Origin of the sequence: Amycolatopsis magusensis, assembly GCF_017875555.1 — a bacterium.
GTDB lineage: Bacteria > Actinomycetota > Actinomycetes > Mycobacteriales > Pseudonocardiaceae > Amycolatopsis > Amycolatopsis magusensis.
Map to the genome: position 1 here is coordinate 4,479,639 of NZ_JAGGMS010000001.1, position 20,260 is coordinate 4,499,898.

18 protein-coding genes are annotated in these 20,260 nt (G+C 70.4%); 5 read left to right on the forward strand and 13 right to left on the reverse strand.

Features of this window, described 5'->3' with window-relative positions:
• Position 1: 1 nt before the first annotated feature.
• The 4 genes from dapA to JOM49_RS20135 all read right to left on the reverse strand — a co-directional run bounded on the left by dapA (position 2) and on the right by JOM49_RS20135 (position 4,582).
• Complete coding sequence (gene dapA / locus JOM49_RS20120; protein ID WP_209665810.1) at positions 2–931, reverse strand: 4-hydroxy-tetrahydrodipicolinate synthase; 930 nt, start codon at positions 929–931, stop codon at positions 2–4.
• A gap of 26 nt (positions 932–957) precedes the next feature.
• Entirely contained in the window at positions 958–1,650 is a 693-nt protein-coding gene (locus JOM49_RS20125) for a GntR family transcriptional regulator (protein WP_209665811.1), read from the reverse strand.
• Positions 1,632–3,089: a fumarylacetoacetate hydrolase family protein gene (locus JOM49_RS20130; RefSeq protein WP_209665812.1), complete on the reverse strand. Its 1,458-nt coding sequence runs from the start codon at positions 3,087–3,089 to the stop codon at positions 1,632–1,634. Before JOM49_RS20130 ends, JOM49_RS20125 begins: the two co-directional genes overlap by 19 nt.
• Before the next feature lie 62 nt (positions 3,090–3,151).
• On the reverse strand, positions 3,152–4,582 hold the full coding sequence (locus tag JOM49_RS20135; RefSeq protein ID WP_209665813.1) for an aldehyde dehydrogenase family protein: 1,431 nt from the start codon (positions 4,580–4,582) through the stop codon (positions 3,152–3,154).
• 138 nt (positions 4,583–4,720) lie between these two features.
• On the opposite strand from JOM49_RS20135, the gene JOM49_RS20140 reads away from it, so the two are divergent.
• A complete protein-coding gene (locus tag JOM49_RS20140; RefSeq protein WP_209665814.1) occupies positions 4,721–6,166 on the forward strand; it encodes a GMC family oxidoreductase in 1,446 nt (481 codons plus the stop codon).
• On the opposite strand, the gene JOM49_RS20145 is transcribed toward JOM49_RS20140, so the two are convergent.
• Genes JOM49_RS20145 through JOM49_RS20155 form a run of 3 tightly spaced genes read right to left on the reverse strand, consistent with a single transcriptional unit; the run spans position 6,150 to position 9,143 of the window.
• The gene (locus JOM49_RS20145; protein WP_209665815.1) at positions 6,150–7,076 is read right to left on the reverse strand and encodes an alpha/beta hydrolase; all 927 of its coding nucleotides are present in this window, start codon (positions 7,074–7,076) and stop codon (positions 6,150–6,152) included. The two genes, JOM49_RS20140 and JOM49_RS20145, sit on opposite strands and share 17 nt — an antisense overlap.
• On the reverse strand, positions 7,073–8,032 hold the full coding sequence (locus JOM49_RS20150; protein WP_209665816.1) for an aldo/keto reductase: 960 nt from the start codon (positions 8,030–8,032) through the stop codon (positions 7,073–7,075). Before JOM49_RS20150 ends, JOM49_RS20145 begins: the two co-directional genes overlap by 4 nt.
• Before the next feature lie 7 nt (positions 8,033–8,039).
• Positions 8,040–9,143, reverse strand: a complete 1,104-nt coding sequence (locus JOM49_RS20155; RefSeq protein WP_209665817.1) for a zinc-binding dehydrogenase — start codon at positions 9,141–9,143, stop codon at positions 8,040–8,042.
• A 50-nt stretch (positions 9,144–9,193) separates the two neighbouring features.
• Between JOM49_RS20155 and JOM49_RS20160 the strand changes: the two genes are divergently transcribed.
• A complete protein-coding gene (locus JOM49_RS20160; protein WP_209671400.1) occupies positions 9,194–10,537 on the forward strand; it encodes an amidohydrolase in 1,344 nt (447 codons plus the stop codon).
• Here the strand turns inward: JOM49_RS20160 and JOM49_RS20165 are convergent.
• Positions 10,454–11,164 (reverse strand): SDR family NAD(P)-dependent oxidoreductase, encoded by a 711-nt coding sequence (locus tag JOM49_RS20165; RefSeq protein WP_245369388.1) that lies wholly within the window; start codon positions 11,162–11,164, stop codon positions 10,454–10,456. The two genes, JOM49_RS20160 and JOM49_RS20165, sit on opposite strands and share 84 nt — an antisense overlap.
• A gap of 51 nt (positions 11,165–11,215) precedes the next feature.
• Here JOM49_RS20165 and JOM49_RS20170 point away from each other — a divergent pair, with 51 nt between their 5' ends.
• Positions 11,216–12,121, forward strand: a complete 906-nt coding sequence (locus JOM49_RS20170) for an aldo/keto reductase (protein WP_209665818.1) — start codon at positions 11,216–11,218, stop codon at positions 12,119–12,121.
• A 42-nt stretch (positions 12,122–12,163) separates the two neighbouring features.
• Here the strand turns inward: JOM49_RS20170 and JOM49_RS20175 are convergent, their stop codons facing one another.
• Genes JOM49_RS20175 through JOM49_RS20195 form a run of 5 tightly spaced genes read right to left on the reverse strand, consistent with a single transcriptional unit; the run spans position 12,164 to position 18,076 of the window.
• On the reverse strand, positions 12,164–12,877 hold the full coding sequence (locus tag JOM49_RS20175; RefSeq protein ID WP_308158801.1) for an alpha/beta fold hydrolase: 714 nt from the start codon (positions 12,875–12,877) through the stop codon (positions 12,164–12,166).
• A gap of 12 nt (positions 12,878–12,889) precedes the next feature.
• Entirely contained in the window at positions 12,890–13,798 is a 909-nt protein-coding gene (locus JOM49_RS20180) for an ABC transporter permease (RefSeq protein WP_209665819.1), read from the reverse strand.
• Positions 13,795–14,739 carry an ABC transporter permease gene (locus tag JOM49_RS20185; RefSeq protein ID WP_209665820.1) on the reverse strand — a complete coding sequence of 315 codons (945 nt, stop codon included), beginning with the start codon at positions 14,737–14,739 and terminating at the stop codon, positions 13,795–13,797. The genes JOM49_RS20180 and JOM49_RS20185 overlap by 4 nt, the downstream gene beginning before the upstream one ends.
• Positions 14,736–16,319 carry an ABC transporter substrate-binding protein gene (locus tag JOM49_RS20190; RefSeq protein WP_209665821.1) on the reverse strand — a complete coding sequence of 528 codons (1,584 nt, stop codon included), beginning with the start codon at positions 16,317–16,319 and terminating at the stop codon, positions 14,736–14,738. The genes JOM49_RS20185 and JOM49_RS20190 overlap by 4 nt, the downstream gene beginning before the upstream one ends.
• A complete protein-coding gene (locus JOM49_RS20195; RefSeq protein WP_209665822.1) occupies positions 16,316–18,076 on the reverse strand; it encodes a dipeptide ABC transporter ATP-binding protein in 1,761 nt (586 codons plus the stop codon). Before JOM49_RS20195 ends, JOM49_RS20190 begins: the two co-directional genes overlap by 4 nt.
• A gap of 238 nt (positions 18,077–18,314) precedes the next feature.
• Between JOM49_RS20195 and JOM49_RS20200 the strand changes: the two genes are divergently transcribed.
• Together JOM49_RS20200 and JOM49_RS20205 are read left to right on the forward strand one after the other, a co-directional pair.
• Entirely contained in the window at positions 18,315–19,301 is a 987-nt protein-coding gene (locus tag JOM49_RS20200; protein ID WP_209665823.1) for a methyltransferase, read from the forward strand.
• Positions 19,302–19,303: 2 nt separating this feature from the next.
• Complete coding sequence (locus JOM49_RS20205) at positions 19,304–20,224, forward strand: alpha/beta hydrolase (protein ID WP_209665824.1); 921 nt, start codon at positions 19,304–19,306, stop codon at positions 20,222–20,224.
• The last annotated feature ends 36 nt before the right edge of the window (positions 20,225–20,260 follow it).

Here is a 20,260-nt window from a genome sequence, read left to right on the forward strand (position 1 = left end):
CCTACTTGCCCTCCACGGCGGTGAGATAGCTTTCGCCCTGCGCCAGCAGGTCCTTGATCCGGGCGACGCCCGGTTCGGTCGGGGTGATCAGCGGCGGGCGGACGTACCCGGAGCCGATGAGCCCGCGGTGCTCGAGCACCCACTTGCCCGGCGCCGGGTTGGTCTCCACGAACAGCAGGTCGACCAGCGGGTGCAAGCCGTAGTGGATCTTCCGCGCGCGTTCGAGGTCGCCCGCCTCCCACGCCTCGTACATCTCCGCGCAGGCGGCGGGGGCGATGTTGGCCGTCGCGCTGACGAACCCGGCACCGCCGAGCGCCAGCAGCGGCAGGCACAGCAGCTCGATCCCGGACCACACCAGCAGTTCCGGCCCGCACAGGTGCAGCACGCGCGAGAAGTGCTCGAAGTCCTTGGTGGTCTCCTTGACGCCGACGAAGTTGTCCACCTCGCGGAAGAGCCGGGCGACCGTCTCCGGCGCGATGTCCACCGCGGTCCGGCTCGGCACGTTGTAGGCGACGATCGGCAGGTCGGGGAACTCCCGCGCGACCGTGCGGTACCAGGTGTAGAGCGCTTCCTGGGTGGGCCGCGCGTAGTACGGGGTGATGATCAGCGCCGCGTCCGCCCCGGCTTCGGCCGCGGCGGCGGTGAGTTCGAGGGTCTCGTCGAGCTTCGCCGACCCGGTGCCGGGCACCACCGGCACCCGGTCGGCCACCTCGGTCACCACCGTGCGGATGGCCTCGGCGCGCTCGGCCACGGTCTGCGCGCCCGGTTCGCCGGTGGACCCGCCGATGGAGATCCCGTGCGAGCCCGCCGCGAGCTGCCAGCGCACCAGGTTCGCCAGTCCCTCGTGGTCGAGTGCGCCGTCGGCGGTGAACGGGGTCATCAGCGGCGCGATCGAGCCCCTGATGGCCTGCGGATCCGAACGGAATCGCATGGGGTTTCCCTTTCTGTGTGGCGGTTTCAGTGGCGCCCGGCCTGGTACGCCAGGAAGGCGTCCAGCGTCGCCAGCCGGTGCTCGCGCACGGCCAGTTCGAGTTCCAGCGCGGGCGCGCCGCGTTCGAGCAGTTCGAGGATCACGCGGTGCTCGCGCACCGATTCGTGGGCGCGGCCGGGCACGAAGCTGAAGGTCGACGTGCGCAGCCCGCTGAGCCGGTTCCAGCCGCGTTCGACCAGGTCGAGCACGTGCGGATTGGGGCAGGTGCCGAACAGCACGCGGTGGAACTCCCGGTTCAGCGCGGTGAACCGGGACGGCTGGAAGTGCTCCAGGCAGGCGGCCAGTTCGTCGTTGAGTTCCTTCGCCCTGGCCAGCGCTTCGGCGGGCAGCGTGGGCGCGGCGAGCGCGGCGGCGTAACCCTCGACCAGCGCGAGCGTCTGCATCGTGTGCTGGTACTCGCTTTCGTCGACCATCGCGACCTGCGCGCCGACGTTGCGTTCGAAGGTCACGAGTCCTTCGGCTTCGAGCAGCCGGATCGCCTCGCGGATGGGCACCGGGCTGACGCCGAGTTCCTGCGCGATCTGCCCGAGCACCAGACGGTAACCGGGGGAGAAGGTGCCGTCGCTGATGCGGGCCTTGATCCACTGGTAGGCGATCTGGGACTTGCTCAGCTTCGCCGAAATCCCCGAGGTCGCCGTGTTCACCGCTTCGCCAGCCATGCGGCGTACCTCCCCTGCCACTCGGCGTTCATCGGGTAGAGGCCTTCGACGCCTTCACCTTCGGCTACCTGCTCGGCGATGAACGCCTCCTGCCGCTCCTGTTCGATGGCCGCGTCGGCGATCTCCTCGGCCAGGTGGGGCGGGATGACCAGCACTCCGTCGGCGTCCCCGGCGATCACGTCGCCGGGCTGCACCGAGGCGCCACCGCAGGCGATCGTGATGTCGGTGTCCCACGGCACGTGCCGCCTGCCGAGCACCGCCGGGTGCGCGCCGGAGTGGTAGGTGGGGATGTCCAGGGCGGCCACGGCGTCGACATCGCGCACGCCGCCATCGGTGACGATGCCCGCCGCGCCACGGACCTGGGCGCGCAACGCGAGGATGTCGCCGACCGTGCCGGTTCCGGTCTCCCCACGGGCTTCCATCACCAGCACGTCGCCCGGTTCGAGGGCGTCGAAGGCACGCTTCTGCGCGTTGTACCCGCCACCGTGGGCGCGGAACAGGTCCTCGCGGAACGGGATGTAGCGCAACGTCTTAGCGCGCCCGATCAGTTTGGTGCCGGGCCGGGTGGAGGTGACCCCGTCGATGGACACCTCGTTGTAGCCGCGCTTGCGCAACTGGGCGGACAGGGTCGCCGTGCCGACGCCGGCCAGTTTCGCCTTGAGTTCTTCGGTCAGCACGAAACCGGCGTCGCCGTACGCTTCCGCGCGCTGGCGGGCGTCGACCCTCGGCCGCGCACCGAACGATCCAAAGTGGACAGTGCCCTCGGTGATCGGGGTGACCAGCCTGCCGGTCGAGTGGCCGTTGCCGTTGCCGTTGCCGTTGCCGTTGCCGTCGACGGTGTCGACCTCGACCTCCACCACATCGCCCGGCTCGACCACCGACGCGCCGGCCGGGGTGCCGGTGAGGATGACGTCCCCCGGTTCGAGGGTGATCAGCTGCGACAGGTCCGCGACCAGGCGGCCGAAGTCGAACAGCAGGTCCGCCGTGGTGTCCTCCTGCACCAGCTCGCCGTTGACCCAGGTGCGCACGCGCAGGGCGGCCGGGTCGACGGACCCGGCCGGCAGCACGGCGGGCCCGAGCGGGGTGAACCCGTCGCCGCCCTTCGAGCGCAGGTTGGCGCCCTTGTCGGCGTAACGCAGGTCGTACAGGCCGAAGTCGTTCGCGGCGGTCACCCCGGAGACGAATGACCAGCCGTTCTCGGGCGTGACGTGGCGGGCGGGCTCACCGATGACCAGTGCGATCTCGCCCTCGAACCCGAGCAGTTCGGTACCGGCCGGGCGGGGGAGTGGGTCCCCGCTGGCGGCCACCGAGGTCGACGGCTTGAGGAAGTACGACGGCTGGGCCGGGGTGCGCCCGCGCTGTGCCGCCCGCGACGGGTAGTTCAGGTGCAGCGCGATGATCTTGCCCGGCCGGGAGAGGCCGGGAACAGTGCTGGTCATAGGCGTGGTCCTGACTGACGGGAGAACATATCTCAGAAGGTATACGATCCGCGGCAAACTCCTCAGTAGTGCAGCCAGACGGACTTGGTCTCGGTGTAGGCGTCCAGCGCCCACGGCCCCATCTCGCGGCCCCACCCCGAGGCCTTGTAACCGCCCCAGGGCGCGGCCATGTCCGGGATCGACGGCATGTTCACGAAAACCGCGCCTGCCCGGATGCCGTTGGCGAACCGCTGCGCGGTGGCGATGTCGCGGGTCCACACCGTGGCGGCGAGCCCGTACTCGGTGTCGTTGGCCCGCGCCAGCAGTTCGTCGGCGTCGTCGTACGGGGTGACCGCGAGGACCGGGCCGAAGATCTCCTCGCGCATGATCGTCATGTCGTCGGTGGTCCCGGTGAACAGCGTGGGCGCGTAGAAGTAGCCGTCGCCGTCGACCTTCCGCCCGCCGGTGACCAGCTCGGCGCCCTGGTCGCGGCCGGTCGAGACGAGGAAGTCCACGTGCTCCCGGTGCTTGTCGGACACCAGCGGGCCCAGCTGCGTCGACTCGTCGAGGCCGGGGCCGATGGTGAGGGCGTCGAGCCCGGCCGCCAGCTTGTCGACGAACTCCTGCTCGCGCCTGCGGTCGACGAAGAAGCGCGTGTACGCCGCGCAGACCTGCCCGCTGTTCAGCGTGGCGCCCGCGAGGTTGCCCGCGACCGCGGCGTCGAGGTCGGCGTCGGCGGCGATGATGCTGGGTGCCTTGCCGCCGAGTTCGAGGGTGAGCCGCTTGAGGTTCGACTCCGCGCTGGCCGCGGTGATCAGCTTCCCGACCGCGGTGGAACCGGTGTAGGACAGGTGGTCGATGCCGTGGTGCCTGCTCAGCAGCGCGCCCACCTCGCCGTCGCCGGTGACCAGGTTGACCACGCCCGGCGGGAACCCGGCCTCGCGCACCAGGTCCATGAGCTGGATGCTGGTCAGCGGGGTGACCTCGCTCGGCTTGATGACCACGGTGTTGCCGGTGGCCAGCGCGGGCGCCAGCTTCCAGACCAGGATCATCAGCGGGAAGTTCCACGGCGTGATCAGCGCGTTCACCCCGACCGGCTCGCGGCGGGTGTAGTGCAGGGTGTCCGGGAAGGACACCGGGTTCGTGGTGCCCTGGAGCTTGGTCACCCAGCCGGCGAAGTACCGCAGGTGCTCGGCCGCGCCGGTCACGCTCACCTGGCGCGAAATGCCGATCGGCTGGCCCTGATCGCGGGTCTCCAGCGCGGCCAGTTCCTCGTGGTGCGCCTCGACCAGGTCGGCCAGGCGGAACAGCAGCGCGGCTCGCTGGACCGGCAGCAGGCCCGCCCACGCGGGCGTCGACAACGCGCGCCGGGCGGCGTCCACCGCGGCGTCGACGTCGGCCGCCGAAGCGGTACCCACCTCCTCGATCACCTGGCCGGTGGCCGGATCACGGGTCGGCAGCGCACCGCCGCCCGCGGTGGTCCACTGTCCGTCGATGAACAGGCGTGTGGCCATGTTTCGTTCCTCCTCGACCGGGATGGGAACGAGTATCGGGCGCCGCGCGGGCCGGGGTCTTGCTCGCCAGGGCACGCCGATTGTCGGCCAGCGAAGCGAATCCGCCGCGTCCGCCCGCCGGGTGGGAGAACTGGGGCCATGGACGTCATCGTGGTGGGTGCGGGTTCGGCCGGTTCGGTCCTCGCCAGGCGGCTGGCCGACGCGGGTGCGGAGGTGACGCTGCTCGAAGCGGGCGGCCCGGACACCAATCCGGCGATCCACGACCCGTCGCGGGCGGGGGAGCTGTGGCACGGCCCCGAGGACTGGGGCCACCACACCGTGCCCCAGCCGCACGCGGCGAACCGGCGGCTGCACCTGCCGCGCGGCAAAGTGCTCGGCGGCTCGCACGCGCTCAACGCGATGATCTGGGTGCGTGGCGCGCCGGAGGACTACGACGGCTGGGACCTGCCCGGCTGGCGGTGGCACGACGTGCGCCCGGTGTTCGAACGCATCGAGAAGGACCTGCTGGAGATCGTGCCGAACGAGCCGCTGCACCCGATCCAGCGGTCCATTATGGACGCGGCGGTGCAGGTCGGGCTGGCGTTCAACCCCGACTACAACGGCGAGCGGCTGGACGGGATCTCGGTGCAGCGGATCACCGTGCGCGACGGGCGCCGGCTCAACACCTGGCTCGCCTACGCCCAGCCGATCGCCGATCGGCTGACCGTCCACACCGGAGCGCTGGTGCACCGGCTGCTGTTCGACGGCAACCGCGTGACCGGGGTGCTCGCCGAGAGGGGCGGCAGGCTGGAGCAGCTGTCCGCCGACCAGGTGGTGCTGGCCGCCGGTGCGCTGGCCTCGCCCGCGATCCTGCTGCGCAGCGGCATCGGCCCGGCGGCGGACCTGGCCGCGCTCGGCATCGACGTGGTCGCGGACGCGCCAGGGGTGGGGAGGAACCTGCACGATCATCTCCTCTCCCCGGTGATCTTCGCGACCGACCGGCGGGAGGTGGAGCCGCCGAGGTCCGGGCGCTCGGTCACCCAGACGCACCTGTTCTGGCGCAGCCGCCCAGGCCTGGCCGTGCCCGACACGCAGCCGATCCACTTCAGCGTGCCGATGTACGAATCGTGGATGACCGGGCCGGACACCGGGTTCTCGCTGATGGCGGGCATGGTGTCGCCGCGCAGCCGGGGCAGCCTGCGCCTGTCCGGCCCGGATCCGGCCGACGAGCTGCTGATCGACCTGGCCGCGCTGGCCGACCCGGCCGACTTCGAGAGCCTGGTCGCCTCGGTGGAGCAGTGCCGCGAGATCGGCCGCGCCCCCGCGCTGGCCGACGAGTGGGGTGCGCGTGAGCTGTACCCGGGGCCGGGCGCGGACGTGCGGGAGTACGTGCGGCGGACCGCGATCACGTACCACCACCAGGTCGGCACCTGCCGGATGGGCACCGACGCGCAGGCCGTGATCGACCCTTCGCTGAAGGTGCCGGGGATCGACGGGCTGCGGGTCGCCGACGCCTCGGTGCTGCCCCGGGTGACCACCGGCAACACGAACGCGCCCGCGGTTCTGGTGGGGGAGCAGGCCGCGCGGTTCATGCTCGGCCGATAGTGCGGCGCAGCCAGGACGACCGGGTGGCGAGCGCGGCCCGGCTGACCTCGCTGTCCGGGGCGATGCGGTCGAACCCGTGGTACGCACCCGCCCAGACGTGCAGTTCCGTCGGCACGCCCGCCAGCCACAGGCGCCGGGCGTAGTCGACGTCCTCGTCGCGGAAGATTTCGGCCGCGCCGACCTCGATGAACGCCGAGGGCAACCCGGAGAGGTCGGTGGCGGTGGCCGGGACGGCATAGGGCGAGCTGCCGCCGTTCAGCAGCGATCGCCAGCCGAACTCGTTGCTGGCCCGGCTCCACACCCCGCGCTCGGCGAATTCCACAGTGGACGAGGAGGTACCGCGGTCGTCGATCATCGGGCACAGCAGCAACTGTCCGGCCAGCGCGGGACCTCCCCGATCACGCGCCAGCAGCGCGATTCCGGCGCTGAGCCCGCCACCCGCACTGCCGCCGCCGACGACCAGCTTGGCCGGGTCGAAGCCGAGCTCAACCGCGTTGGCGGCCATCCAGGTCAGGCCCGCGTAGCAGTCCTCGAGCGGCGCGGGGTGTGGGTGTTCCGGGGCCAGCCGGTAGTCGACGGTGACCGCCACGAAGCCGAACTCTTCGATGAGCGGGACCAGCCGCGGCAGGTCGGCGAAACGGTTGTCCACCACCATGCCGCCGCCGTGGATGTTGTAGAACCCGGGTGCTCCCGGCTCGGGAACCCTGGGCTTGGAGACCGTGACGACCACCTCCGTGCCGGGTACCGCATGGTCTGTCCACACCAGATCCCGGTCGCCGATCGCTTCGGCACAGGTCAGGTTCGCCTCCACCATCGCCCGGCGGACGGCGGGCAGCGTTTCGGCGCTCAACGGCGGTCCGGCGGGCAGCTCGCGCAGGGCTTCGGCCAGCTCGGGGTCGAAGGCGGTCACGGGCCCTCCGGATCGACGACCCCGCGGTCCGCCCAGAACGGCTCGACCAGTTCCCGCAGCTGCTTCGCGCCCACGCGCTCGACGAGGTCGACCGCGCCCAGGTTGTCCCGCAGCTGCTCGGTGCTGGTGGCGCCGAACAGGGTGGTGGTGTTCGCCGGGTGGGTCAGGGTGAAGGCCAGGCACAGCTGGGCCGGTGTGGTGCCGAGGTCGCCGGCGAGCTTGCGCAGGTCCTCGGCGGAGTCGGCGATGCGCTGGCGGATGTCGCCGGGATCGCGGCCGACCTGACGCGCGCCGCTGTTCTTGCCCAGCAGCACCCCGCCTTCGAAGATGTCCGACGACTGCAGCGTGACCCCGAACTCGCCGAACACCTTCGCGAACGGTTCACCGTCCGCAATGGACCGCCGGGCCACGCTGTACTTCAGCTGCGCGATGGCCGGGCCGGGCACGTGCTCGGCCTCGGCGAACTCGTGCAGGGCGCGGATGGTGGTGGCCGACCAGTTGTTCACGCCCCACTGCCGGATCAGCCCGGCCCGGCGCAGGCCGTCCAGGTCGAGCACGAGCTGGTGCAGATCGGTGTCTTCGCGCCGGAGGTCGCCGAGCACCACCAGGTCCGCGTGCTCGGTCCCGGCGCGGAACAACGCGTTCTCCAGCTGGTCGCGCAGGCTCTGGGCCGGATATCCCTCCAGCCACAGCTTCGCCGACAGCAGGTAGTCCTCACGCCGGAGCCCGGCCGCGCGCACCATGGCGGAGAACAGCACGTCGGTGAACACCGGAGCACTGCTGGGAAAGCCGTAGACGGCGACGTCGAAGAGCGTGATCCCGGCGTCGACCGCGGTGCGGAGCATGGTCACCGCTTCACGGAAGTCCATCCGGTCGTAGGTGTGCCAGGAGCCGAGCGAGAGCACGCCGGTGAGCGGGCCGTCGCGGCCGATGCGGCGTTGCGGGATGGCGGACATGGTTCTCCTAGGACAGACGGGGATCGATGACGGCCTTGAGCTCGCCGAGTTCCGCCATCGATTCGAGGCGGGCGGAGGCTTCGGACAGGCCGACGGGCGCGCTGAACAGCTCGTCCCACGGCATCCGGCCGGCGAAGGTGCGGAAGAAGCCCACCGAGCGGTGGTAGTCGGCGATGTCGCCGTTGAGCGAGCCGACGACGGTGAGTTCCTTGCCCATCACCGTGCCCAGCGCGACCGGGGACGGCTCGGGGCCGGTCGACCCGACGATCGCCACGGTGCCGCGCTGGGCGGCGAACGCGACGGCTTCCTCGCCGATGGTCGGACCGCCGGCGAAGTCGAAGACGTGGTCGGCGCCGCGTCCGCCGGTGAGCTGCTGGACGCGCTCGATGCGTTCCTCGGATGTGCCGTCGACCGGGATCGTGGCTGTCGCGCCGAAACGCTCCGCGGTTTCGAGCCGGTCGGCCGGGCCGCCGATGGTGATCACGTCACCGGCTCCGGAAATGCGCGCGACCGCGGTGGCGAACACCCCGAGCGCCCCCGCGCCCTGGATCACGACCGTCGCACCGGGACGGATGCCACCCGATCGCGCGACCGCCCGCAGCACGGTTTTGCCCGCGCAGCCGGACATCGAGGCCCAGGTGTCCTTGACGTCGTCGGGCAGCACCAGCTTGGCCGCGCCGGGCGTGACGTAGCAGTAACGCACGAGTCCACCGGTGGCGTACGGGGGCACGTCGGCGCGCTGGCGGAAGCCGTAACCGCGGTTGTCGCACGCGACCGGCTCACGCAGGATCGTGCAGCCGTAACACTTCCCGCAGGTCGATTCGGACCAGCCGATGCGGTCGCCGGGCACGAGTTCCCGGCCCAGCGCGTCGGTGGTGCCGGGTCCGGTGGCCACCACTTCGCCGACCATTTCGTGGCCCAGCACCATCGGCAGCATGCCGGGGAAGGTCATCCGCCCCGACCAGAGGTGGACATCGGTGCCGCACAACGTGGTGCAGGTGATCCGGACCAGTGCGGCGCCCGGTTCCGGCTCCTCCGGCAGCGGGAGTTCCCGCAGCGTCAGCGCGGACCCGTGCTCGGTGAGCACCGCGGCTTCGGTTCTGTTGGCCATCTTTTTAGTCTACGCTCGTGGAAGAAAAAGTCCAGACGCTGGAGGAAACCATGTCTTCGCCCCGCATCCGTCCCGCGTCGCTGGTGGTCCGCGGCGGGCCGATCCACACGTTCGATCCCGAAGGCACGGTGGTGGACGCGCTCGCGGTGCGGGACGGCCGGATCGTCGCGCTCGGTGCCGACGTGGTCGCCGGACCGGACACCGAAGTGCTCGAACTGGCCGGGAGAACCGTGCTGCCCGGCATCAACGACTCGCACCTGCACGCGGTCTGGCTCGGCACGCGCTGGCCGGACACGCTCATCGGGCCCACGGGATTCGCTGGTGGCGAAGAGAAAGCGGTCGACCGCCGGACCGCGATCCTGCGGGCGGGCGAGCTGTGCGCGTCACTCGGCATCACCAGCTACACCGAGCCGGGCCTGGGGCCGGGGGAGACCGGCTGCTTCGCGCCGGAGGTGCTCGACGAATACGCTTCCCTGGCGGCGGAAGGGCTGCTGCGGTCCCGGGTGACCGTGTTGCGGTTGTTCGGCCTGCTCGACGGGGTCAGTTCGCTGGCGGACTTCCGGCGTGGCCTGGATTCGCCGATGCCGAATGCTGATCCGCGGTGGCTCAACGTGCACGGTGTGAAGATCTTCGCCGACGGCATTCCGCCGATGCGATCCGCGTGGACGCACCACTGCTACACCGACGGTTCCCACGGTTCTCTGCTCGTCGACAGCGAAGAGGACCTGGTGGCGATGATCGAGCTGGCGCACGAGGCCGGGATGGTGGTCGGTGTGCACGCCACCGGCGATCGCAGTATCGAGGCCGTGCTCGGGTCGCTCCGGCGGGGTGATCACCTCGTGCACGGCGACCTGGTCACGGCGGATCAGCTGGCACGGATGGCATCCCGGGGCATCGGCCTGACCACGCAACCCGCGATCGCGATGGCCATGAGGGCGATGGTCGCCGAGGCGCTGGGTGGCGAGGTCGCGGCTCGCGCGTGGCCGCTGGCGGAGATGCTGGACTCGGGGGTGCCGCTGACGTTGAGCAGTGACGCGCCGGTGGTCACCCCGGACTGGCGGGTGCACCTGGCCGCGGCCGCGCGGTTGCTCGGAGTGTCCGGTGTGGACTCAGTGCTGATGGAACGGTTGCTGCGCTGCTACACGACCACGGCCGCCGCGCAGGATGGGGCGGCGGACTGGAAGGGTTCGCTGACGGTGGGCCGGGTCGCCGACTTCTGCGTACTGGACGCGAATCCGCTCGAAGTCGCCTTCGCCGAACTGCCCGAGGTCGGCGTCGAGCTGACCGTGACCGGCGGCCGGGTCGTGTACTCAGGTGAGCAGCTGTCCGCCGTCGACCGGCAGGCTCACGCCGGTGAGATGGCCGGCTTCGGGGGAGGCCAGGAACAGCACTGAGGGCACCACGTCGGCGACGGAAGCGATGGAACCCTTGGGAATCCTCGCTTCCCAAGCCGAACGAGCCGCGGTGTCCGAGGCGAACCCGGCGGTCATCGGGGTGAGGACCGGGCCGGGCGCGACCGCGTTGACGCGGATGCCATGGGGCGCCAGTTCCAGCGCGGCCGAGCGGGTGAGCGCGTCGACGGCGGCCTTGGTGGCTTCGTAGTGGCCGAGTCCGGGCGTCGGCTGGCGGGCGCCGATCGACGAGATGTTCACGATCGCGCCCCGGGTGCCCGCCGCGATCATGTGCGCGCCGACCGCTCGCGTCATCAGGAAGGTGCCCCGGAAGTTCACCGCGACGCAGCGGTCGAACACCTCGAGATCCAGGCTCACCAGTGGTCCGCCGCCACCGGCGAGCCCGGCGTTGTTCACCAGCACGTCGATCGGCCCGTACTCGCGGGTGATCAGCGCCAGCGCGGCGTCGACCGAGGCGGCGTCGGAGATGTCCAGGTGGACGTCGGCGGCGGCAGCGTTGATATCGATGTCGGCGACGACCACCCGGTGGCCGTCGGAACGGAAGGCTTCGGCGATCCCGCGGCCGATGCCACTGGCACCGCCGGTCACCACCACGGTTCTCTTGTTCATTCTACGATCGTAGACTAAAACTGGTTTCCGTTACCAGCGAAAGGAAATCTCGTGCGACAGCAGCAGAACGGCTTGGGCTTCGCCACCTCGGACCTCGGACTGGGATCGTGGAACACCTGGGACCGCATGGAGTTCGCCGACGTGGTGCGCCTGCTGCGGCGGGCCGTCGACGCCGGGGTCACGCTTTTCGACGTGGCGCACTACAACATGGGGCCGCACGCCGAGCGGTCACGCACCGACCTCATCTTCGGCGAGGCGATCCGTGCCGCCGGGATCGCGCGCGAGGAGTACGAGCTGTGCGGGAAGCTGTGGCTCTGGGACTACCCGAAGACCGGTTTCGCCGAGCAGCTCGCCACGTCGTTCGACCGGATCGGCGTCGAGCGGGCGGAGGCTGTGGTGGTCGGTGACTACTTCGAACGTCCCGATGTCCCGCGGATCGTCACGGAGGTGGCCGAGCAGATCCGCCTCGGGCGATTCGATGTGTGGGGCGTGAACAACTGGGACCCGGAGGCTCTGGACCTCGCGCTGGAATTCGCCGGAGGGGAAGGGATGCCGGCGCCGAGGTTCGCGCAACTCAAGTACAGCGTGGCACGGCGGTCGATGGCCGAAGGCCCGCACTTCGAGACCGGGAAGCTGGCGGTACAGGCGTCGGACATCTTCGAGGGTGGGGTACTGCTGGGCAGGCAGCCCACGCGCAAGATCGGCGCCGACCCGAACGGCATCCGGGACGCGATCAAGGCGGCGGCCACCGACATGGCCGCGGTGGCCGCCGAGTTCGGCGTCAGCCCGGCGCAACTGGCGATCGCCTTCTGCCTGGCCTGCGAATCGGTGGCGAACGTCCTGTTCGGCGTGAGCAGCGCGAAGCAGTTCGACGACAACCTCGGCGCCCTCCGCCTCGCCACCGAACACGGCCCCGACATCCGCGCCGCCCTCGATCACCTCTGCCTGGACCGCTGACCAGGTCGTGGGGTGCGCCGGTCCGCGCACCCCACGAAGGGTTCAGCGGAGGAAGTCCAGGGTGGTGGTCTTGAACTCCGGGCTGCGCAGGGCACCGCCGTGGTCGCCGGGGACACGGATGAGGTCCGAACCGGGCACGAGCGCGGTGAGCTGGTCGATGCCTTGGCTCACCGGGTCTTCGGTGCCCGCCACGAACCGCGTGGGCACGGAGATCACCCCGGGCGCCGGGGCGAACGGCTCCTGGCGCAGTCCCTCCACGCACCGGGCGAGCGCGCCCGGATTCCGCCCCGGCGCGGTGATCATGCGCGCGATCATCGCGGTCAGCGGATCCGACGGCGGTTTCCCGCCCCCGGCGAACGCCAGCGCGGCGTCCAGGTCGACCGCGCCGAACGGTTCCACCGGGCTCAAGCCCGCCAGCACCAGCCGTCGCACGGGCGCCTGCACGGGTAGTTCCCAGGCGAGCCGGGCACCCAGCGAATATCCCACGACGTCCACTTCGGGCAGATCGTCGACCAGCCGGGCCAGTTCGGCGGTGATCGACTTCGCGGTCGGCGCGTCGGCGGGGGCCGGACTGGAGCCGTGACCGGGCAGGTCGGGCACGAGCACCGCCCGCCCGGCGGCGGTCAGCACCGACGGCCAGCCGGTGGTGATCCAGTCGGTGTGCCCGTCGGAGGCGAAGCCGTGCAGCAGCAGCACGGGCGGGCCGGAAACGGCCTCGGGGGTGAAGCGGCGCACGGCCAGGGTGGTGTCGGACACCGGATTCCTTTCTCAGCTTCGGGCGGGGCGGGTGCGCAGGCGCTGCAACTCGCTCAGCGTCCTGGCACGGGCGTCGACGGCGATCCGCAGGGACGAGCCGATGAGGTTCAGCAGGAACACGCACACCATGATCGTCACGCCCGGCACGACGACCAGCCACGGCGCGACGACCAGGTACGACCGGCCTTCGGCGATCATGTTGCCCCAGGTGGGCGTCGGGGGCGCGATGCCGAGGCCGAGGAAGCTCATCGCGCCGTCGACCAGCATCGCCGCCGCCGACAGGATGACCACCTGCACCAGCGCGAGCGGCAGCACGTTCGGGAAGACGTGCACGAGCAGGATCTTGCCCTTGCTCATCCCGGACACCCGTGCCGCGCCGATGTACGCGCGCCCGGCGATGCCGAGCACGCGGCTGCGGATGACGCGCGCGGTGAACGGGGTGAAGATGACCGTCAGCGCGATCAGCTCGGTCCAGATGCTGGCGCCGAGCGAGATGGCCAGCGCCATCGCCAGGATGATCGCCGGGAACGACATCCAGGCGTCCATCACCCGCATCAGCACCGCGTCCGCGGCCCGGAAGAAGCCGCTGACCAGCCCGATCACCAGCCCGGAGAAGGCCGCGCACAGGGTGATCAACGCGGACAGCCCGAGCGAGGCGCGCCCGCCGGAGACCAGCCGGGCGAGCACGTCCCGGCCGAACGAGTCGGTACCCAGCGGGTGCGCGGCCGAGGGCGGCAGCAGCCGGTTGACCGGATCGGTGGCGCTCACACTGGGCAGGAAGAACGGCAGCACCACCACCGCCAGCACGATCAATCCCAGCAGCGCGCCGGAGATCACCAGCAGCCGGTTGCGCCGGAACAGCCGGGCCGCGCGGGGTGCGGTCACCGCCGGCCGCGCGGAGTCGGCCAGAGCCACGCTCATGCCACACGCACCTTCGGGTCGAGCAGTGCGTACGACAGGTCGACCAGCAGGTTGACCAGCACGAACAGCACCGCGACGAACAGGGTCACGCCCTGGATCAGCGGGAAGTCACGGGTGGACACCGCGCCCATCAGCAGGTGCCCGAGCCCCGGCACGACGAAGATGGACTCGATGATCACGATGCCGCCGACCAGCATGGCGAAGTTGCTGCCCAGCTGGGTGATCAACGGCATCAGCGCGTTCGGCAGCACGTGCTTGAGCATCACCTGGCGTTCGGGCAGCCCTTTCACCCGCGCGGTGCGCAGGTACGCCAGCGGCAGTTCGCCGAGCAGGCTTTCGCGCAGGGTCAACACGAACAACGCGGTCTGCCCGATCACCAGCACGGTCAGCGGCAGCACCAGCGCGGGCACCGCGGTGGCCGGATCGGTGAACAGGTTCTCGTACCCGCTGGAGGGGAACCAGCGCAGCGTCACCGAGAACACCAGCACCAGCACCAGCGAGATCCAGAAGTCCGGCATCGCCATGCCCAGCGCGGAGAACCGGTCCAGCGCCCGCGCCACCGGGTTGCGCGGGGACACCGCCTGCCACGAGGTGATCGCCACCGAGAGGAAGAAGCTGAGCACGGTCGAAAGCACGGCCAGGGTCAGCGTCGGCAGGATGTGGTCGGCGACCACGCCGAGCACCGGCGCGTGGTAGGTGATCGAGGTGCCGAAGTCACCCTGCACCACGTTGCCTGCCCAGCTCAGGTACTGCTCCCACAGCGTCCCGTTCAATCCCATGCTCTCCCGCAACGCGTCCACATCGGACGGACGCGCGGTCGGGCCGAGGATGGCCTGCGCCGGGTCGCCGGGGATGAGCCGGATGACGAAGAACATCATCGTGCCGACGATCACCAGGATGATCAGCAGATCGCGCAGCCTGCGCAGCAGCAGAGCGGTCATGACGCCAGCCAGGAGTTCCAGAACACCCGGTAGAAGTCGCCGTAGCCCTTCAACCTCGGCGAGTAGGCCGCGTATAGCTTCGACTGGCTCAGCGTGATCACCGAAAGCTGCTGCCAGGTGAACGCCTGCATCTTGTCCACCACCGCCTTCGCCTGCTCGGGTGAGGTCGAGGCGTTGTACTCGGCCATCAGTGCGTCCAGTTCGGGCGAGGACGAGCCGTTCAGCGTGCCCAGGGTGAGCGCGGGCATCTGCGCCGGGGAGGTGAGCGCGGAGTCGAAGAACAGCGTGGTCAGGTCCCAGCCGCCCGGGTCCTTGGTCAGCGTGCCCAGCATGGTGGCGAAGTCGAAGGTGTCGATCTTCGTGGTGATGCCGATCTTGGACAGCTCGTCCTGGATCAGCACGGCCCACTTGCCGAACTCCGGGTACGAGTTCGTGGTGACGATGCGGACGGTCGCGCCCGCGGTGATCCCGGCTTCGGCGAGCAGCTGCCTGGCCTTCTCCGGATCGCGCTGGCGGTAGACCTCTTCACCGGCGGTGGAGTAGAACGCCTGGTTGTCCGGGGAGGCGAAGGCGCCGGTTTCGAGGGTGAGGTCCTTGCTGCCCCCGGTGGCCGCGTTGAGCGCCGGCTTGTCCAGCAGCAGGTTCAGTGCCTGGCGGGCCCGCGGGTCGGCGAAGCGCGAGCCGGGATTGAAGTTCGGGATGACCACGTTCTCGTTGCCGCCGGGCAGGTTGTGCACCACCACGGCGGGGTTGGCCCGCAGTGTCTCGTACTGGTCGTTGGTCGGCATCGCGTGGTCCCACTGGCCGGTCTGCAGCCCGTTGATCAGCGCGTCCTGGTCGGAGACCACCTTGTAGGTCACGGTGTCGAGGTAGGCGTGCTTGGCCCCGGCCTGCCCGCCCCAGTCCTCTTCGGACCGCGACGCGTAACCGGGGTGGCGCTCCAGCACCAGTTCACGGCCGATGTCCCAGCTCTTCAGCTTGTAGGGCCCGGTGCCGATCGCCTTGTCCTGGCCGAAGCCGGTCGGCGGCACGCCTGCGAGGTTCTTCGCCTCGTAGATTTCGGTGCCCGCACCGGCCAGTTCGTTGATCAGCGGGTAACGCGGCCGCTTGAGCCGGATGGTCACCGTCGCCGGATCGGGCGCGGTGATCGCCTCGATGTCCGGGGAGACCAGCTGCCCGGTGCGGTGACCGGTCTGCCAGCGCTGGAGGCTGGCCACCACGTCGTTCGCGGTCAGCGGGGCGCCGTCGTGGAAGGTGACGCCCTGGCGGAGCTTGAACTCGTAGGTGAGCCGGTCCGGGCTGGTGGTGTAGTCCTGCACCAGCATGGGCCGCGCGGTGAAGGTGCGGTCCACTTCGAACAGCTTCTCGTACAGCATGTTGCCGAGGTGCGCGGTGACCTGGCCGGGATTGGCGACCATGTCGAGCGACTGCGGGTCGGTGGGCACCGCGACGTTGAGGTTGCCGCCGCGCACGGGCGGGCCGTCGGCGGCGGCGCCACCGCCCGCCGCGCCACCCATGCAGGAGCTGAGGAGCGCGGCGGTCACCACGCCGAGCACGGCCGAAGTCAGGGTTCGTCTCATGGGGTCCGCAATCCTGTGTGGGGGAGGGAGGGCAGTTCGGGGTTCGCCGCGAGCAGGCGGCGGGTGTAGTCGTGCCGCGGGCGGAGCCGGATCTCGTCCGGGTCGCCGGTCTCGATCAGCTCACCCCGGTACATCACGCCGACGCGGTCGGCGACCGACAGCACCAGGCTCAGGTTGTGCGTGATGAACAGGAAGCTCAGCGCGCGGGAGCGGCGCAGGTCGAGCAGCAGGTTCATCACCTGACCCTGCACCGAGACGTCGAGCGCCGAAGTGGGTTCGTCGGCCACGATCAGGTCGGGTTCCGCGGCGATCGCGCGGGCGATGGACACCCGCTGCCGCTGCCCGCCCGAGAGCTGCGACGGCAGTTTCGCGGCGGTACCGGCGGGCAGGCCGACCTCGTCGAGCAGCTCGGCGACCCGGCGGTCCAGTTCGGCACCACGCATTCCGGTCAGTTCCCGCAGCGGCTCGGCGACGATCCGGGCGGCGGTGTGCCGGGGGTCGAGCGAACTCTGCGGGTCCTGGAAGATGAGCTGGGCGCGGCGGCGGAACGCGCGCTCGTCGCCGTCGAGCCCGGCCGCGGTGCAGCGGTGCTCGCCGAAGGTGATCGTGCCGGCGGTGGGTGGTTCGAGCGCGCTCACCAGGCGGCCGAGCGTGGTCTTGCCCGAGCCCGATTCCCCGACCAGGCCGAAGAACTCGCCGGGGGCGATGGTGAGCGAGACGTCGTTGACCGCGAGCACCTCCGGCTCGCGGCTGAGCGAGAACCGGCCACGTCCTCCATACACTTTGGACACGTGCTCGATGACGAGCGGGGTGCCGTCGCCGGTGCGTTCCGGCCGCGGCCTGGTGAGCGCCCTGGTTTCGGTGGCGGTGGCCGAGCCGCCGTTCATCGCGGCTTCGAGCAGGGACTCGGAGATGGTCGGGAAACCGTCGCGCCTGCTGACCCCGAGCTGCGGCACGCAGTCGAGCAGCGCCCGCGTGTACGGGTGCTCCGGTGCGGCGAGGATGTCCTCTTTGGACCCGAGTTCGACCAGCCTGCCGCGGTACATCACCGCGATCCGGTCGGCCACCCGCGCGGCCACGCCCATGTCGTGGGTGATGAACACGCAGGCGGTGCCGTGGTCGCGGCGCACCCGGTCGAACAGGGTGAGGATCTCCGCCTGGGTGGTCACGTCGAGCGCGGTGGTCGGCTCGTCGGCGATGAGCAGGCCGGGATCGGCCATCAGCGCCAGCGCGATCATCACCCGCTGCTGCATGCCGCCGGACATCTGGTGCGGGTACAGCGACAGCACGCGATCGGTGTCGGTCAGCCCGACCTCGGTGAGCAGCCCGTGTGCCTTCACCTCGGCCTCGCGGTGCAGCGGCGTGCCCTTGCGCACCGCCTGCCGTGGCAGGGATCCGGGTCTGCGGTAGGCCTCGATCAGCTGCCTGCCGACGCGCTGGCTCGGGTTCAGCGAATCCAGCGCCTCCTGGAAGATCATCCCGATCCGCGGCCCGCGGTAGGCCCGCATCTCGTCGGCGGGGAGCCGGGTCAGGTCCACACCGTCCACACTGATCTCACCGCGGGTGCGCACCGGGGCGACGAACTCGAGCAGCCGGATGATCGACAGGGCGGTCACGGTCTTGCCGCTGCCGGACTCGCCGACCACGCAGAGTGTCCGCCCCTGGTCGAGATCGAACGAGAGCTCCCGGACCAGTTCGCGCTCGGTGTCGTCGGTCAGCACGCCGACGCTGAGTTCTCGTAGTTCGAGCAGGGTCATGGATTCCCCTTCCTCGTGCCCGCCGTCGGCGGACCGGAACTGCCGGGGGAACACGAGCCGCCGGCAGGGGTAGTTCTACGCATGTTGACACCGGGGCGGTGCGCTGTCAATGGCTATATTCTACGAACGTAGGAAGTTGGTATCCGGCGGGTTTCGCCTGGTAATCGCGGAAAATCGACACTGGATTCTTTTATCTACGTCTGTAGACTCATCCGCGAACCAAGCGAAGGAGAACACCGTGACCGGGTCCAGAAGCACCGTCAGTCCCGATCGGATCGTAGACGTCGCCGTGGGGTACATGGCCGCCAAGCAGCTCTTCGCCGCGAGCCGGATCGGCTTGTTCGGCGCACTCGCCGCCGGGCCGCTGACCGCCGGGGGACTGGCCGCCGAGACCGGCAGGCCGGAGTCGATCACCCGCATCCTCGGTGACTCCATGTCATCGCTCGGGCTCCTGTCCCGTGTGGACGGACGATACGAGCTGACCGCCGACACTGCGGCGTACCTCGGCGGCGGCGAGCTGGATCTGTCGCCGTTCCTGACGTTCCTGGACTCGATCAGCTACGGGCACTGGCTGCAGTTCGGCCGCACCGCGGACACCGGCGAGCCCGGTGAGCTGGAGATGGACGACGAGCGCTGGGGCACCTTCCTGAACGGGGTGATGACCTACAACGCGCTGCACGCGAAGATGCTGGCGCGTGCGTTCGACTACTTGCCCTACGAGCACCTGCTCGACCTAGGCGGGCTGTCCAGCGCGTTCGCGGTGGAAGCCATGGGCGCCAACGAAAAGCTGCGGACGACCTTCGTGTTCGCCCCGCGCTCGGTGGAGCCGGTGACGAACGCGGTGGCCGAGGCTGGCTTGGCGGACCGGGCGACCGTGGTGGGCGCGGAGACCGACACCGCCCGGCCGGAGGGCGAGTTCGACCTGATCATGGTCAACCACGTGGTCCACCGGTTCAGTGCCGAGCAGAACGCGGGAATCCTGCGCAACGCGCGCGCGGCCGCCGCGCCCGGCGCCCGCCTGCTGCTGCTCGACTTCTTCCTCGACGACGACCCGGTCCAGCGGCCGCTCGACGCGCTGCACGCCGGGGAGTACCTGGTGATCGACGGTACGATCGTCTACCCGGAGGCGGAGGTCCGCACGTGGCTGGGCGACGCGGGCTGGCGGGTGGTCGACCGGCTGGCGCTGCCGGGGAGCCCGCGCGTGCTCGTCGCGGAAGCGGTGTAGCCGTGACCCTCGATCCCGCTGTCCAGGAGCTGCTCGCCCGCAGCGCGCCCGCCGAGGCCCCGGCCCGGCCGCCGACCGCGGCCGAACTGCGGGCCGCCTTCGCCGCTTCGTGGCGGCGTCCCGAATCGGTCGAGCCGGTCGCGTCGGTCACCGACCACGTGGTGCCCGGCGGGGTGCGGGTTCGCTTGTACCTGCCCGAATCCGCCATACCGGTCCCGGTTTTCGTGTGGATCCACGGTGGCGGATGGACGATCGGCTCGATCGACGAGAACGAGGTCGCCTCGCGGGCGGTGTGCAACGCGGCGAAGGTGGCCGTGGTCGCGGTGGACTACCGGCTCGCGCCCGAGCACCCGTTCCCGTCGGCGCCCGACGATTGCTACGCGGTGGTCGAGTGGCTGGCCGCGGGCGGCGCCGGACCGGCGGTCGACCCGGCACGCATCGCGATCGGCGGGGAAAGCGCGGGCGGCAACCTGTCCACAGTGGTCTCGATGATGACGCGCGACCGAGGTGGCCCGGCGCTGGCCGCGCAGGTGCTGATCTGCCCGGTCTACGGCCACCCGGACGACGGTTTCGGCTCGTACGCCGACTTCGCCGAGGGCTACGGCATGACCGCCGGCGCGATGCGATTCTTCTTCGAGCAGTACGTCACGGATCCGGCGCAGTTGGACGATCCGTACCTGCTTCCGTTGCGGGCCACGGACTTGACCGGCCTGCCGCCCGCACTGGTGCTGACCGCCGAATACGACGTACTACGGGACGAAGGCGAAGAATTCGCCCGACGACTGGCCTCGACCGGTACCCCGGTGGAGCTGACGCGGTACGAGGGCCAGATCCACGGCTTCTACGGCCTGCACACCGACCTCCCCGCTTCGCCACGCTCCCACACCCACGTCGCCGCCTACCTACGCAGGATTTTGTCCTGACCGATGCCGTGAATGTGGCTTTCACGGCACATTCCG